At 62.8% G+C, this 14,347-nt stretch carries 15 protein-coding genes and 1 tRNA gene; 13 read left to right on the plus strand and 3 right to left on the minus strand.

What is annotated here, in order from left to right:
* Positions 1 to 75: 75 nt before the first annotated feature.
* Both oxyR and FHW69_RS10650 read left to right on the plus strand, forming a co-directional pair.
* Positions 76 to 1,041 (plus strand): DNA-binding transcriptional regulator OxyR, encoded by a 966-nt coding sequence (oxyR, locus tag FHW69_RS10645; RefSeq protein WP_183423034.1) that lies wholly within the window; start codon positions 76 to 78, stop codon positions 1,039 to 1,041.
* A 13-nt stretch (positions 1,042 to 1,054) separates the two neighbouring features.
* Positions 1,055 to 1,651: a hypothetical protein gene (locus FHW69_RS10650; protein ID WP_183423035.1), complete on the plus strand. Its 597-nt coding sequence runs from the start codon at positions 1,055 to 1,057 to the stop codon at positions 1,649 to 1,651.
* Between the two features lie 13 nt (positions 1,652 to 1,664).
* Here FHW69_RS10650 and msrA read toward each other — a convergent pair whose 3' ends face one another.
* The 3 genes from msrA to FHW69_RS10665 form a co-directional block, all read right to left on the minus strand.
* Positions 1,665 to 2,312, minus strand: coding sequence for a peptide-methionine (S)-S-oxide reductase MsrA (gene msrA, locus FHW69_RS10655; RefSeq protein WP_183423036.1), 648 nt, complete (start codon positions 2,310 to 2,312; stop codon positions 1,665 to 1,667).
* A 68-nt stretch (positions 2,313 to 2,380) separates the two neighbouring features.
* The gene (locus tag FHW69_RS10660; protein ID WP_183423037.1) at positions 2,381 to 2,899 is read right to left on the minus strand and encodes an adenine phosphoribosyltransferase; all 519 of its coding nucleotides are present in this window, start codon (positions 2,897 to 2,899) and stop codon (positions 2,381 to 2,383) included.
* Between the two features lie 36 nt (positions 2,900 to 2,935).
* The gene (locus FHW69_RS10665; RefSeq protein ID WP_183423038.1) at positions 2,936 to 3,205 is read right to left on the minus strand and encodes a DUF2007 domain-containing protein; all 270 of its coding nucleotides are present in this window, start codon (positions 3,203 to 3,205) and stop codon (positions 2,936 to 2,938) included.
* A 122-nt stretch (positions 3,206 to 3,327) separates the two neighbouring features.
* On the opposite strand from FHW69_RS10665, the gene FHW69_RS10670 reads away from it, so the two are divergent.
* The 11 genes from FHW69_RS10670 (at position 3,328) to FHW69_RS10720 (ending at position 14,246) form a co-directional block, all read left to right on the plus strand.
* The gene (locus tag FHW69_RS10670; RefSeq protein WP_183423039.1) at positions 3,328 to 5,055 is read left to right on the plus strand and encodes a glutamine--tRNA ligase/YqeY domain fusion protein; all 1,728 of its coding nucleotides are present in this window, start codon (positions 3,328 to 3,330) and stop codon (positions 5,053 to 5,055) included.
* On the plus strand, positions 5,055 to 5,612 hold the full coding sequence (locus FHW69_RS10675; protein ID WP_183423040.1) for a nucleoside deaminase: 558 nt from the start codon (positions 5,055 to 5,057) through the stop codon (positions 5,610 to 5,612). Before FHW69_RS10670 ends, FHW69_RS10675 begins: the two co-directional genes overlap by 1 nt.
* A gap of 66 nt (positions 5,613 to 5,678) precedes the next feature.
* Entirely contained in the window at positions 5,679 to 6,389 is a 711-nt protein-coding gene (locus tag FHW69_RS10680) for a VTT domain-containing protein (protein ID WP_183423244.1), read from the plus strand.
* A gap of 65 nt (positions 6,390 to 6,454) precedes the next feature.
* Positions 6,455 to 8,356: a hybrid sensor histidine kinase/response regulator gene (locus FHW69_RS10685; RefSeq protein WP_183423041.1), complete on the plus strand. Its 1,902-nt coding sequence runs from the start codon at positions 6,455 to 6,457 to the stop codon at positions 8,354 to 8,356.
* Between the two features lie 90 nt (positions 8,357 to 8,446).
* Positions 8,447 to 9,145 carry a response regulator transcription factor gene (locus FHW69_RS10690; RefSeq protein WP_183423042.1) on the plus strand — a complete coding sequence of 233 codons (699 nt, stop codon included), beginning with the start codon at positions 8,447 to 8,449 and terminating at the stop codon, positions 9,143 to 9,145.
* 109 nt (positions 9,146 to 9,254) lie between these two features.
* Positions 9,255 to 10,244 carry a phosphate/phosphite/phosphonate ABC transporter substrate-binding protein gene (gene phnD, locus FHW69_RS10695; RefSeq protein ID WP_255494748.1) on the plus strand — a complete coding sequence of 330 codons (990 nt, stop codon included), beginning with the start codon at positions 9,255 to 9,257 and terminating at the stop codon, positions 10,242 to 10,244.
* A gap of 126 nt (positions 10,245 to 10,370) precedes the next feature.
* Positions 10,371 to 11,759: a HAMP domain-containing sensor histidine kinase gene (locus tag FHW69_RS10700; protein ID WP_183423044.1), complete on the plus strand. Its 1,389-nt coding sequence runs from the start codon at positions 10,371 to 10,373 to the stop codon at positions 11,757 to 11,759.
* An 88-nt stretch (positions 11,760 to 11,847) separates the two neighbouring features.
* The gene (locus FHW69_RS10705) at positions 11,848 to 12,801 is read left to right on the plus strand and encodes a VTT domain-containing protein (RefSeq protein ID WP_221195494.1); all 954 of its coding nucleotides are present in this window, start codon (positions 11,848 to 11,850) and stop codon (positions 12,799 to 12,801) included.
* Between the two features lie 56 nt (positions 12,802 to 12,857).
* Positions 12,858 to 12,933, plus strand: a tRNA-Lys gene (locus FHW69_RS10710).
* A 278-nt stretch (positions 12,934 to 13,211) separates the two neighbouring features.
* A complete protein-coding gene (locus FHW69_RS10715; protein WP_183423045.1) occupies positions 13,212 to 13,682 on the plus strand; it encodes an ImmA/IrrE family metallo-endopeptidase in 471 nt (156 codons plus the stop codon).
* Between the two features lie 24 nt (positions 13,683 to 13,706).
* On the plus strand, positions 13,707 to 14,246 hold the full coding sequence (locus FHW69_RS10720; protein ID WP_183423046.1) for a hypothetical protein: 540 nt from the start codon (positions 13,707 to 13,709) through the stop codon (positions 14,244 to 14,246).
* Positions 14,247 to 14,347 lie beyond the last annotated feature (101 nt).

Consider the following 14,347-nt stretch of genomic DNA (forward strand, 5'->3'; position numbering starts at 1 on the left):
CCCGCTGGAAATCCGCAGAACCAATGAAAAGGTGGATGATGATAGGATCAGGCTATCAAACAAGCGGGGCATTCCATGAACCTGCGTGACCTCCAGTATCTCGTCGCCCTGGCTGAGCACCGCCATTTCGGGCGTGCCGCCGAAGCCAGCTTCGTCAGCCAGCCCACGCTCTCCACGCAGATCAAGAAACTCGAAGACGAACTCGGCGTCGCTCTGGTCGAGCGCACCCCCCGCAAGGTGCTGCTGACCGACACGGGGCGCGAAATCGCCCGGCGTGCCCGCGACGTACTGTCGGAAGTGGATGAGATCAAAGCCATCGCGCAGCGTACCCGCGACCCGGAATCGGGCACGATCCGCCTGGGCATCTTCCCCACGCTGGGTCCCTACCTGCTGCCTCATGTGGTTCCTCACCTGCGTACGCGCTTCCCACGGCTGGAGCTGCTGCTGCGCGAGGAAAAGACGGAGCAGATCATCCGCCTGATCCGCGAAGGCGCACTGGACGCGGGCATCCTCGCCCTCCCTGTGCACGAAGACACCCTGCACACCGAGTTCCTATTTGAGGAACCCTTCGTGCTGGCCGTACCCGCCACGCATCCGCTGGCCGACCGCACCTGCCTGCGCATGGACGATCTGGCGGATCAGAATCTGCTTCTTCTGGAAGACGGGCATTGCCTGCGCGATCAGGCGCTGGAGGTCTGCCATATGGCCGGTGCCGGTGAGAAGTCAGGCTTCCGCGCCACCAGCCTGGAAACACTTCGGCAAATGGTGTCGGCGGACGTCGGCATCACGCTGCTGCCCAGCCTCGCTGTGCAACCACCGGTGCCGCGCTCTGAAAACATCCGCCTGATCGAGTTTGAAGCGCCGCCTCCCAGTCGCCGCATCGCCATGCTGTGGCGCAAAAGCTCGTCGATGACGCCGTTCCTGCAAAGCCTCGCTGACGTGATCCGCGATGTGCCGGCACACCTCCTCAGCACAAAAGGTTGCACTACCGGTCAACCGGATGGCGTCAACAACGTTGCCGGTGACAGCATCGTTTCCTGAGCGCGACTCCCTGATGAGATTTTGGCTGATTGCCTTGCTGCTCCTTTGCGGCGCAGGTATGGCAACGTGGTGGCAGCACCGTCCGGTAACGGCGGCCAATGGCGTTCTGGTGGCACAGGCACCCGACCAGGAAGCCCTGGTGGGCGCACCTTCGGAAATTCAGCGGGGCAGGTTCACGCTGAAAACCCGCGCCCGCTTCGACATGAAAGCCCGCGTGCTTTCGCGCGAAGACTACGAGCTGGACGACCTCGCCCCCATCGCACCGACCGATCTGGCGCTTGGCTGGGGCCGCATGTCCGACACGGGCGTGCTCAACAGCATCCGCATCTCTCAGTCCAACCGTTTCTACTTCTGGTACACCGACGACTTTCCCATTCCGCGCCGCGAGATCGAGGAATCCAGTGCCAACATGCACATGATTCCCGCCAGCGACGACGCCGCGCGCCAGTTGCGCGACGTACGCCCCGGCGCGGTGGTGCAGATCAGGGGATTTCTGGTGGACGTGCGGCGCGACGATGGCCGCTACTGGAACACGTCGATGACCCGCGAGGACACCGGAGCCGGTGCCTGCGAGGTCATCCTGGTCGAGAGCATCACCCAGGCCGACTGACGCCGGCCCGCTTTCAGGCGCCGGTACCGATGGGACACGTGACGCCGGTTCCGCCAAGGCCACAGTAGCCCGCCGGATTTTTTGCCAGATACTGCTGGTGATCGTCTTCTGCAAAGAAGAAGGGCACGTTTTCCCGGATTTCGGTGGTGATCTGGCCAAAACCCGACGTGGAAAGGCGCTTCTGGAAGAGGTCGCGTGAGGCCTGCGCATCGGCCAGCTGTTCTGCGTCACTGACATAAATGGCCGAGCGGTACTGGGTACCCGTATCGTTGCCCTGACGCATGCCCTGGGTCGGATCGTGATTTTCCCAGAACACTTTCAGCAGCGTGTCGAAATCGACCTGCCGGGGGTCATACACCACGCGCACCACTTCGTTCTGTCCGGTTTCGCCCGTGCACACCTCGCGGTACGTCGGGTTGGGCGTAATCCCGCCCGCATACCCCACCGACGTGGACAGCACACCCGGCACGACCCAGAACTTGCGTTCTGCGCCCCAGAAGCAGCCCATGCCGAAAAGGACCACTTGGGCGCCAGCGGGCACGTCCTTGAAGCTGCGCCCCGTCACGTAGTGACGGTCAGTAACCTCAAGCGGCGTATCGCGCCCCGGGAGGGCCTTGTCAGGTTGGGGCAGGCGTTGTTTGTAGGCACCAATACCGAACATGAGCTTTGATCTCCGCGTGAGGACATGCGCTTTAAATGGTGACGAAGCACGCCGCTTGCAACGTGATGTCAGGACAGCAGCAAGGCATGCACGGGCGACGGACTCGTCCAGCGCGGGCGACCGCCCAGTGCCGCCAGTTCGATGACCACGCTGGCGCCAACCACCTCGCCACCCAGCTGATCCACGAGCTTGCGCGCAGCCTCCAGCGTGCCGCCGGTGGCCAGCACGTCGTCCACGATCAGCACCCGCTCACCCCGGCTCACTGCGCCGACGCCCATTTCCAGGCGATCAGTACCGTATTCGAGGCCGTAGTCGATGCCTACCACGGGCGGCGGCAGCTTGCCTTTCTTGCGAACCGGCACGAAACCGGCGCCCAGCGCCTGCGCAAGGGCAGCGCCAAAGATGAATCCGCGCGATTCGATGCCGCATACAGCCTGTACGCGGGCCTGTCGCCACGGTTCAGCCAGCGCCTCGATACACGCGTTGAAACCGGCGGCGTCCGCCAGCAGCGGGGAAATATCCTTGAAAAGGACGCCGGGACGCGGAAAGTCCGGCACGTCCCGCACGAGGTCGGAAATGGATTGCATGATGTGGGCTCTTGAAAAGGAGAAAAAAGCGTCAGCTCAGGCGAGCAGGATGTCGCCCGTGTCCGAATCGGGGTTGAGAGCCGCGCGGGCCTCCATCAACCAGGCATCCACCTGCCGGACCACGGTCTCGGCAGCCTCTTCACAGCCTTCCGGGACCATCACGGCCACGAAGTCCCTCGCGGGCAGCTGGCCCACGGCCCCGGTCAGGAATTCGCCGGAGACAAAAGCGGGAATGTCGGCCTGCTCGAGCGCATCTTTCACCAGATGGGCATCAATCAGGGATTCGGCATGGTAGGCAATGCGCATGGCCCCACGCTAACGCGCGGCCGCCACCACGGCAAGCGAGGCGTGATGCCGCCCCATCCCCACGGGGCCGCCCGGAAGGGTAAACTCATCCGTTTGCCGCATTCGACCTACCGAGCCTACCGATGTCGACCGAAACGCCTGCTTCGCAGCTCCATTTCATTGGCCAGATCGTCCGTGACGACCTCGCGTCGGGCAAGCACCGGGTCATCCATACCCGCTTCCCGCCCGAGCCCAACGGCTACCTGCATATCGGACACGCCAAGTCGATTTGCCTGAACTTCGGCCTGGCTGCCGAATTTGCCGGCACGTGCAACCTGCGCTTCGATGACACGAATCCCAGCAAGGAAGATGTGGAGTTCGTCGAAGCCATCAAGCGCGACGTCACCTGGCTGGGTTTCCAGTGGGCCGAACTGCGTCACGCGTCGGACTACTTTGAAGTCTTCTACCGCTCGGCATTGAAGCTGATCCGCGACGGCGTGGCCTACGTGGATGATCTGTCCGCCGAGGAAATGCGCGAATACCGCGGCACACTGACCGAACCAGGCCGCAACTCGCCGTACCGCGACCGCTCGGTGGAAGAAAACCTCGACCTTTTCCAGCGCATGCGCGCGGGCGAGTTCGCTGACGGCAGCAAGACGCTGCGCGCGAAGATCGACATGAGCTCGGGCAACATCAACCTGCGCGATCCGGCGATCTACCGCATCCGCAAGGTCCATCACCAGAACACCGGCGATGCATGGCCCATCTATCCGATGTACGACTACGCGCACTGCCTGTCCGACGCGCTGGAAGGCATCACCCACTCGCTGTGCACGCTGGAATTCGAAGATCACCGCCCGCTGTACGACTGGTGCGTGGATCACGTGGACCTGATCAACCATCCCGACCTCTGGCAGCCGCTGGTGGATGCCGGTCTTCCGACCGCGCCCAGCAAGCCCCGCCAGATCGAGTTCTCGCGCGGCAACATAAACTACACCGTGATGAGCAAGCGCAAGCTGCTGACACTGGTGAGCGAAAACCTGGTGGATGGCTGGGACGACCCGCGCATGCCGACCGTTGCAGGCGTACGTCGTCGCGGCTTCACGGCGGCCGGCATTCGCCTGTTCTGGGAGCGCATCGGCGTCAGCAAGCAGAACAGCATCATCGACATGGGCGTGCTGGAAGGCTGCGTCCGTGAGGATCTGGACGCTGTCGCGCCGCGTCGTCTTGCCGTCATCGACCCGCTAAAGCTGGTCATCACCAATCTGGATGCAGCACACCACGAAGAGCTGACGTTCCCGAACCATCCGAAGGACGAGAGCTTTGGCACCCGCGTGGTGCCCTTCTCTCCGGAGCTGTGGATCGAGCGCGACGACTTCGCCGAAGTGCCGCCGAAGGGCTTCCACCGCCTGAAGCCGGAAGGCGAAGTTCGCCTGCGCGGCGTGGGCATTGTGCGTTGCGATGAGGTCATCAAGGACGCCGAGGACAACGTCACCGAACTGCGCGGCACGCTGGATCTGGACAGCCGCACCGGCATGCCCGGCTCCGAGCGCAAGGTGAAGGGCACCATTCATTGGGTGAGCGCCCGCCATGCCGTGCCGGCCGAGGTGCGCCTGTACGACCGCCTGTTCGACGTGATTGATCCTGACGACGACAGCGACGGCAAAACCTACAAGGACCACCTCAACCCGAATTCACGCCGCGTCGTGCAGGGTTACGTGGAGCCGGTGGCTGCCAGCGCGCAGCCCGAAGACCGCATGCAGTTCGAGCGGCTGGGCTATTTCGTGGCCGATATCGCCGACCACACGGCGGATCGCCCCATCTTCAACCGCGTGGTAACGCTGCGCGATTCCTGGGCAAAACAGCAGTAATGATCTACGCACAGGTTCATCTCACCCTTCCTGCCTGGGTTCACGAAGCCGTGGATGCCAACGCGGTGTATCCGGACGACGCCGCCAAGGTCGGCCTGGCCATCAGGCTTTCGGCTGATAACGTCGACCTGGCAACCGGTGGTCCGTTCGGCGCCGCCGTATTCGATGGCGAGCATCGCCTGATCGCCGTGGGTGTGAATCGCGTGGTGCCGCACACCTGTTCGGTCGCGCATGCCGAAATGATGGCGTACATGACGGCGCAGCAGCGACTTCAGCGCTTCCGCCTCAATGAAGACGGCGGCAGCTTCAGCCTGGCTACCAGTTCGCAGCCGTGCTGCCAGTGCTACGGCGCCACGGTATGGGCGGGCGTGAACGAACTTCTGATCGGCGCCCGCGCAGAAGATGTGGAAGAACTTACCGAGTTCGACGAAGGCCCGCTGCCGGCGGACTGGGTGGGCGAACTGGAAAAACGCGGCATTGCCGTCCGTCGCGATATCCTGCGGGACGAAGCCCGCGATGTCCTTCGCCGTTATGGCGAAAGCGGCACGCATTACTGAGATCTTGAAAGGGATGCCGATGCCTTTCCCGCGCCCCATGCGCGTCCGCGCCCAGCGGTGGCCGTCCTGAGCCGCTGGCGCGCCGCCCTGCCGCTGATCCTGCTGATCCTGGCGGGCGTCGTGCTGCTGTACTCCGGCGCGCTGGATCGCTTCCATCCAGCGCGCCTCGTGGCGGACGAAGCCAGCATGCGTGCCTCGGTGGCAAGCCATCCCTGGATGTCCGGCCTGACCTATATCGGCCTTCTGACGCTTGCCGTGTCCACCGGCATTCCCGGCACCGTCGTTATCATTTTCGCCGGTGGCCTCGTGTTTGGCGTGGCCCAGGGAACGATGCTGTCCTCGGTTGCGCTCACGCTGGGCTCGCTTTTGCTGTTCCTGGCAAGCCGCTACGCCTTTGGCTCCGGCAGCAAGACGCCGCCTCCGCTCGTCGAGAAATTGCGCCACGGATTTTCGAATCACCCGGTCAGCTACACGCTGGCCCTGCGCTTCATTCCCGTGATGCCCTTCGGTGCCGTGACCCTGGCACTGGCATGGCTGCGTTGTCCACTGTGGCTGTTCATCGGCGCCACGTGGCTGGGCGGCACGGTATCGCTCATTTTTGAAACGTCCGTGGGCGCCGGCTTGGGTGAAGCACTGGGTTCGGGGCAGAACGTGGGCCCCGGGCTTCTGCTTGAGCCCCACCTGTTGCTGCCGCTGTGTGCACTGGCTGTTCTTGCGCTTCTTCCGCTGACCATCAATGCCGTTCGCGCACGCATGGAAAAGCGCCGTAACCGCTGACACGCGGGTGTTAAAACTGCGCTAGGCTGTGGCCGCAAGCATCCGGACAGGATGCGGGGGGTGCCATGCGCAGGTTGTCGTCCTCGTGGCTGGAAAAGGTCTGGCGTCGAACTTCGCTGGTACAGCGACTGACGTTCGTTGCCCTCGTGCCCACCGCCACCAGTGCGATCTTCCTGTTTGCCCTGCTTACCCGCCACCAGATGGACAGCCTGCGCGACATGGGCCGGTCCACGGCGGATGCCATTGCGCAACAGGCCGCCTCGGTGGCGGGCGATGCGCTTCGCTCGGGCCAGCGCCGCGAACTGGGGCGCATTGCGCAATCCATGATCCAGCTGCCCCAGGTGGCACGCGTGCGCATCGCAGACAGGGACGGCGAAATCCTGGCCGACCGCCGCAATGGCAGCGTGGACGACAACGACGCACTCACCGTGTCACGCAACGTCAGCGACGACACGACACACCAGCTCATTGGCGCCGTCACGGTCGATGTCAGCGTGGAAGAGGCCGCCAGCGCGCAGCGAGCCAGTCTGCGCAATGCGCTGGCATGGCTGGTTCTGAGCCTGCTCATCGCGATCATCATCGGCTGGTCCACCGCACAATGGATGAGCGCGCCCCTGCGGCGCCTGGCCATCGCGGTGCGTCAGCTGGGCCTTGGGGATCGCACCGTCGTCGTCCCCGTCACCGACGACACCGAAATAGGCGACCTTCAACGCGGCTTCAACAACGCGGCATCGCAGCTGCTGGACGCACAGATCAGCATGGAGCGTGAAATTGCTTCAGCGACCGAAGAACTGGCCCGAAAGAACAGCGCACTGGAAGCGGCCAGCGTGGCCAAGGCACGATTTCTTGCAGCCGCATCGCACGACCTGCGTCAGCCGCTGTATGCGCTGACGCTGTTCTCATCCGGCCTTTCCGTAGACGAATACGATCCTTCGCGGCTGGATCGCATCGCGCATATCCAGGAATGTGTGGACTCCCTGGACCATCTCTTCAGCGAACTGCTGGATCTCTCGCGCCTTGAAAGTGGCGCGATGACCGCCGTGATGCGCGACTTTCCTCTGGATGAGCTGTTTGAAGAGGTCAGCGTGAACTTCCGCATGGTGGCGGAACAGCACGATCTGCGCCTGATTGTCCGCAAGACAAATGTCTGGGTGCGCAGCGACCGGACAATGCTGGCCCGCATCCTGAACAACCTGATCAGCAATGCACTGCGTTATACGCAGTGCGGAGGCGTGCTGGTGGCCGCGCGTCGTCGGCGCGGACAGCAGATTCGACTGGATGTGTGGGATACCGGCAGCGGCATCTCCGCCGAGCATCATGAGCAGATCTTCGATGAGTTTTTCCGTATAGAAGGCCATCCCGATTCCGGACGCCACGACGGCCCGCGCCGCGGACTCGGACTTGGCCTTTCCACCGTGCAACGACTGGCCCGACTGCTGGGTACCCGGGCCAGCGTGCGTTCGCGCCCCGGCGAAGGAAGTGTGTTCAGCCTCACACTTCCTGAAGTGAAACCCGTGAATGATGCGCTGACAGCACTCCCGGCAACCGATACCGTGGCCGATGTCACCGGCATGCGGGTGCTGGTCATTGATGATGAACCAAGCATTCTCTCGGGCATCAGCTACCTGCTGGGAAGCTGGGGCTGCGAGGTGGCCACGGCCGAAGATGCCCAGGAAGCGCTGGAAGCGGCTCAGATATGGACCCGTCCGCCAGATCTTGTGATCTCCGACCTCAGGCTTCGCGAAAGCAACGGGCTGGAAGTTCTTGCACTGCTGGACAAGTACTACCGTCGCCGACCGGGCGATCCACCACCGTTTGCACGTGTGCTCATCACTGGCGAAACACGCAGCGAACACCTTAAAAACATAGAACAGGACACGACGCCGGTGCTCTACAAGCCAGTGTCTCCAGAGCGACTTCGCGAAACCATGATCGCTGCGTATTCCAGACAACGTAGCTCCGTCTGAACGGAAAACGATTCTGTTGCCGCGGTACAGCATCGGAGCTATCTTCGGAAGACGGGGCGGGCCGGGAGCCAGCTGAATAAAGGATCAGCCATGCGCATTCTGATTGCGGACGACCATCGACTGATCGTGGAAGGTGTGAAGCTCAAGCTCGACGAACTGTGGCAGGGAACCACTTATGTCGTAGCCGCCAATGCGGAAGAACTGGCTGAAATAAGCGGTCAGACGCCTACTCCCGACCTTGATCTTGCACTGGTGGATATGGCCATGCCGGGAGCCCACGGCATGGACCATCTGAAGGATCTGCATGCGAAATTGCCGTCTCTGCCCATCGTTGTGCTGTCGGGCTCCGAAGACCCCGACGTGATCCGCGGCGTGCTGGATATGGGCCTCCGAGGCTACATACCAAAGTCCTACTCACCGGACGTCATGCTGAGTGCGGTGCGGCTCGTGATGTCTGGCGGCGTGTATGTTCCGCCCCGCGCACTGTCCAACAGCGAGGCCGATCCGGGCCAGTCCCCGGGCAAATACGGCAAACTTACCGTGCGTGAACTTCACGCGGTGCTGACAGAGCGCCAGATAGAAGCACTCCGGCTACTCCGCGAAGGCAAGCCGAACAAGGTCATCGCGCGCGAAATGGAGATCAGCGAGGGAACGGTCAAAATTCATCTGGCCGCTATATTCCGCGCCCTGAACGTACGCAATCGCGTTGAAGCGGTGGTTGAAGCCAACCGTATCGAAAAATCGTCCGTCGAAAAGTCGAACAGGTCGGCCGAAAGGCCGGTGCCGTAGCCCTCCGGATTCTCCGCGGGGTCAGGTCATCTGCGGGGCCAAGGTCATGCAGGATCAGGGGAAGCCAGCGTCACATTCGTGGTCGTGTCGCTTCATCCGGCTGGGGCTGTTGTTGCTCCTTGCCGCGAGCGCGGTGGCACCCGTGCGGGCCTGGGCGCAACGCGCCGCCGGAGCCGATGAGGACCCCCGTGCGCCACTCACGTTCGGCATTCTTCCCATCGGCGGACCCGCAGAGTCACTGGAGGCCTGGAGCCCCATGCTGGCCGATCTGCGCAAAGCGCTGAACCGCCCCGTGCGCGCGATATCGGTCACCACTTACGAAGGCATCGCCCAGGCCATCAGCGAACAGCGTGTGGATATCGCGTTTCTTTCCGGACGGCTGGCGCTGGACGCCGTTACCCGACAGAACATGCAGGTGGTGGCACACCTCACGCGGGGCGACGGATCGCGTGGCTACAACGCCGTGCTGATCGTCGCCACCGACTCGCCGATACGAACGCTTGACCAGGTGTTTGCCCAGCCGGGCAAGCTGAAATACGCGCGTGCGGAGTCGTTGTCCGTTTCAGGCTATCTCGTGCCGGAAACGCAGGTATTTGCGACGCGTGGACTGGATTCGGACACGTACTTCGCCACCGTTCACATCGACAACCATCAAAATAACGCGCTGGCCATTGCCAACGGCGAGGCCGACATCGCCAGCAACAATACGGCGGACCTCGAACGCTTCGCGCAGCGCTTCCCCGAACAATACGCGCGGCTGCGCGTGATCTGGCGCTCGTCACTCATACCGCACGCCGTGATCGTCCTGCGCACCGACCTGCCCTCGTCGCTTCGCGAACGCATTGCCACGTTCATTACCAACTATGGCAAGGGCAAGGATGGTCCGCGCGAACTGGCCAATCTCCATCTCATCCACGACATCAGTGGATTTGCTCCCGCGTCCAATGATGATCTCGCCCCGTTTGCGGACATCGAATACACCCTGGAACGCCGCCGCGCCACCACGGCCCAATGGGTCAGCGAGGCGGCCCGCGAAGCGCGCCTGAAGAAGATCGACGAAGACCATCGCGCCCTTCTGGCCCAACTGCATTCGCATTGATGGCCGGGCAAGCATAGACCAAAGGAAATAGCCCACCCGGCTACATCGCCTTGCGTATCGCGCTGGCCGCCAGCGCGGAACTAGAGTGCAGTCATTATCCATCGCACCCGCTCAAGGGCTGCACCCATGACTCAGCCGTTCCTGCAGGCGAAACGCCCGATGCGACTCCGTCGCCGCCTGCTGCTGATCGGCTTGCTGCCCATGGCGTTGCTCGCCCTGTGCCTGGCACTCGCGCTGACGGCCACTTACGCGCAGCTTTTGAACGTGCAGTTCCGCGCGCTCACCACGGTGCAGGCGTTTCGCATTGGCGAGGCAATGGTCGACACGCGCACCGACACCCAGCTTCGCCACGCGCTGCAACTGGCGGTGACCGCGAATCCGCCGGCTGTTCGGGCCAGTCTTCGTCGGGATAGCGGAGAGTTGCTCACGGTGGATAACGGACGACCGTTGCTTACCGATGCCACTCACCGGGTCATGGTTGCTACGCCGTACGGCGAACTGACCGTGACATCGGACATGCGTTCCTTCCAGGCCCGTCACGCGACGGCATGGTGGCTGGGCGTGTTCCTCGCATGTGGCATAGCGCTGGTTTTCATGCTTGCCACGTGTGCGTTCGAGGCACTTCTGATCCGCCCGCTCGTTGCCATCCGCGACCGTCTTGTGCGCGTACTTCGCGGACGTCCATTTACCGATCCGGTGCGCACACATCTTGCAGAACTGGACGCCCTGGACATCTGCGTGGATGAGGTCATCGCGCTGCGCATGCATCACGACGAACGCATGACCGAGGCGTTGCACATCCGGCTTCGCGACATTGCGCGCGGCACCCGTTTCACGGCGCGCTTTGGCGATCAGTTCCGGCAGCCGCTGCAGGCACTGGGCCTGTTCATCGCGGGCATGCAGCCGGGTAAGGATCTGCATCAGCGTGCCGCCCTCTCGCAAATGCGCACCAACGTGGTTCGCATGACCGAGTTGCTGGATGCGCTGATGGAAATGACACGCTTCGACGCAGGCATCGTGGAACCGGTGCCCACCGACCTCATCGCATCGGATCTCTTCGTGCGCGAGCGTGACCTCTGTGCCGCAGAAGCCCGGCGGCTGCATGTCGACATGCATTGGCGAGGCGGACGTCTGGCTTTGCGTGGCGACAGCGCGCTTCTGAGTGACCTGCTCCACCGCCTGGTGGTCAACGCCATGGCCAGTGCCCCGCAGGGGCGCGTGCTCGTTGCTGCGCGGCGGCGGGGGTCGGGCGTGCGCATCGAGGTGCGTGACAACGGCATGGGGATTGATCTTGACCAGCAGCAACGGGTTTTCGAGGAGTTCGTCCGGCTGCCGGGACATGCCGGGTACGGCCTGGGGCTGACCATCGCCCGGCGAATCGCTGAAGTGGTGGGCGGCCGCATCGGTGTGCGTTCCCGCCCGGGCGCGGGATCGACCTTCTGGTTCGAGGTAGACGGCCTCCACACCCGCAATCGCTGGCGCACCGAGTCCTCCAGGGTGCGCCGGGCCAGCTAGCCCTTGCGATTCGCCGCAGGGGCACCCATCTGTCGCCTGTCATGCTTCCGGCGTATGGTTCGACGGAGGCACCCGGAGGCCTTCCCGCTTGATCAGCTACCTGCCAGGTCATTGGTCCGCCGCTGCGCCCGTCGCGGCGTTCGTCAGCGTGTTCGCAGGCGCCATCGGCCTGCCCGTGCCTGCCATGCCGGCACTGATCGTCATCGGCAGCACGCTCGTGGCGCTGCACAGTCCCCTGCTTCTTCTTGCGACCTTCGCGGGTGCACTTGCTGGCGCGTTCGTGGGCGACGCCGTGTGGTTCCTGACCGGACGTCGATACGGCTATCGCGTGCTGGACCGACTGTGCAAAGTGTCGTTATCTCCGGATACCTGTGTGCGCCGCGCGGGTGGATTCTTTGAAAAACGTGGCGTCAAACTGCTGCTGATTTCCCGGTTCGTGCCCGGCCTGTCACTGGTGGCCATCCCCATTGCCGGCGCATCGCACACTGAATTCTCGCGTTTCACCCTGTTTGATCTGCTCGGTGCCAGCCTCTGGATTGCCGTGGGACTGAGTGTCGGCATGATTTTCTACCGGCAGATCGACGGCGTGCTGGCCATGCTGCACCAGTTTGGCATCGGCCTCATCGCGGTAACCGCACTTTGCCTGGTGCTGTGGATCGCGTTCCGCTGGATACGGCGCACGCTGCTGATTGTGCAACTTCGCAAGAACCGCATCACTGTGGACGAACTGTCGCTGCTGCTGGCCAACGATCCGGGCGCCCTCATCGTGGATGTGCGTGCCGCCAGCGTCCGCGCCGAGGATCCGTTCGTGATCCCGGGTTCGCGCATGTTCGACCTGACAACAGCGGAGCACGAACTGGCCGAACTGCCCCGCCACGTCCCGCTGGTCATCTACTGCTCGTGCCCCAACGAGGTCACGGCCGCCAAAGTCGCGCAGAAGCTCACGCGCCTCGGTTTTGCCAACGTCCGCCCACTGACGGGTGGCATTGGCGCCTGGCGCGACGCCGGCCGCGACGTCGAGGCCATCGCAGCCACGCTCTGACACGCCCGGTTGTGCACTGCACCCCATCCAACTAAACTAGCGGGCTCTTCGCGTATGGGTCGTTAGCTCAGTTGGTAGAGCAGCGGACTTTTAATCCGTAGGTCGCCGGTTCGAATCCGGCACGACCCACCATTCGCATCAGTGACTTGGCGAAACGCCGCCGTTTTGCATCTCACACCCGCTCTGGTCGCACCGCCCGAGACGCACGTCTCGCATGATGGCCATAAGGCCTTCAGAGCTTATGACGCGCGCCCTTTGTAATTAGTTGAAATTTGTATAAATTGAACTCCGAATGACGGAAGATGGCGACTGGGTCCGGCAAATGGCGTGCATTCCGCTCCGCCGCGCTTCGCTCTTTCCAGACTTTTTTAAACCGACCTGCTGCAGGCACGTAGTAATTGAGGTTAGCCATGACAGAACGGCAAGCTGCAAACGCGATGCTGCTGAAACACTGGCAAGGCAAGACACTCCCTGTCGACCCTTTCTACATTGCTGCGGCCGAAGGCATCCCGTGCCGCAGCCTCAGCTTTGAGAACCTGTCGGCCAGCGGCTGGTACAAGATCGAGGACGGCCGTCCGGTCATCGAATACAACCCGACCGAACCGCTCCTTCGTCAGCGCTTCACCGTAGCCCATGAATTGGGACACCACCTTCTTGGGCACGGCTCGCGTCCGCGTGATTCCTCGCAGGCCATGATGGGCTCCAGAGACCTGGTGGAAACGGCGGCCAACCGATTCGCCGCGGAGTTGCTCATGCCCGCAGGCTCCGTCCAGATGCTCGTGGTCGATCATGGCATCGTCGACATCGGTACCCTGGCCAACTACTTCCAGGTGTCCGAATCGGCCATGACGTACCGCCTCCGAAACCTTGGCCACATATAACATCGAAACGGGAGATCCGCAGGGATGTGGAAATGGCTCGAAGATCGCTTCAGTAGCACGCCATCCGTTCAAAGTGACTGCATTCAGCCGACCGACCCGACGCCCGGGCCACCGCGTCCTGCAACGGTGATCGACGAGGACGGCAATCCCGTCATTCCTCTCCCCGCTGGCGTCATGCCACAGCCCTCCGGCAGCGTCACAGAACTGGCGAGTGCAAAAGCCCGGCGGCACATGCGGATGGCGGCATTTGTACTGTTCGCGCTTATTTCGGTGGGTTACTTCGCGTTTCTTTTGTACGTGCTGATGTACTGGCTTCTGCAGAAGGAATCGATCTGGATTCTCACGCGGCTCCAGCACCAGCCTGCCTTGCTGATCGGTGCGGCACTGGTTATTTTCGCGTCTGTGCCGCTTTCATTGACCCTGGCGATGGTCCGGCTCGCTCAAGATCCGCAGCCGAAAGGGGCGAGCGACGATGCCATGCCCAACATATCAGCCATCACCACACCAGGCCTCGAAGCAATCAAGGCGATTGCGGAGACGCTGAAGAGCGCCGGCAACAAATAGTCTTTCAGACGTCCAGGATCATCAGCCTGCGGCAAGCGCAACGCTCCCATCACGCCAGATGCTGCCGCGACACATGCGGTGACCGGATCTTTCGTCAGTAC

Source organism: Luteibacter sp. Sphag1AF (genome assembly GCF_014192715.1).
In the GTDB taxonomy this organism is placed as follows: Bacteria; Pseudomonadota; Gammaproteobacteria; order Xanthomonadales; family Rhodanobacteraceae; genus Luteibacter.

Excerpts from the sequence above, each read along its gene's own strand:
- oxyR (WP_183423034.1), top strand. The coding sequence starts at position 76 with ATGAACCTGCGTGACCTCCAGTATCTCGTCGCCCTGGCTGAGCACCGC.
- FHW69_RS10650 (WP_183423035.1), top strand. The coding sequence starts at position 1,055 with ATGAGATTTTGGCTGATTGCCTTGCTGCTCCTTTGCGGCGCAGGTATG.
- msrA (WP_183423036.1), bottom strand. The coding sequence starts at position 2,312 with ATGTTCGGTATTGGTGCCTACAAACAACGCCTGCCCCAACCTGACAAG.
- FHW69_RS10660 (WP_183423037.1), bottom strand. The coding sequence starts at position 2,899 with ATGCAATCCATTTCCGACCTCGTGCGGGACGTGCCGGACTTTCCGCGT.
- FHW69_RS10665 (WP_183423038.1), bottom strand. The coding sequence starts at position 3,205 with ATGCGCATTGCCTACCATGCCGAATCCCTGATTGATGCCCATCTGGTG.
- FHW69_RS10670 (WP_183423039.1), top strand. The coding sequence starts at position 3,328 with ATGTCGACCGAAACGCCTGCTTCGCAGCTCCATTTCATTGGCCAGATC.
- FHW69_RS10675 (WP_183423040.1), top strand. The coding sequence starts at position 5,055 with ATGATCTACGCACAGGTTCATCTCACCCTTCCTGCCTGGGTTCACGAA.
- FHW69_RS10685 (WP_183423041.1), top strand. The coding sequence starts at position 6,455 with ATGCGCAGGTTGTCGTCCTCGTGGCTGGAAAAGGTCTGGCGTCGAACT.
- FHW69_RS10690 (WP_183423042.1), top strand. The coding sequence starts at position 8,447 with ATGCGCATTCTGATTGCGGACGACCATCGACTGATCGTGGAAGGTGTG.
- FHW69_RS10700 (WP_183423044.1), top strand. The coding sequence starts at position 10,371 with ATGACTCAGCCGTTCCTGCAGGCGAAACGCCCGATGCGACTCCGTCGC.
- FHW69_RS10715 (WP_183423045.1), top strand. The coding sequence starts at position 13,212 with ATGACAGAACGGCAAGCTGCAAACGCGATGCTGCTGAAACACTGGCAA.
- FHW69_RS10720 (WP_183423046.1), top strand. The coding sequence starts at position 13,707 with ATGTGGAAATGGCTCGAAGATCGCTTCAGTAGCACGCCATCCGTTCAA.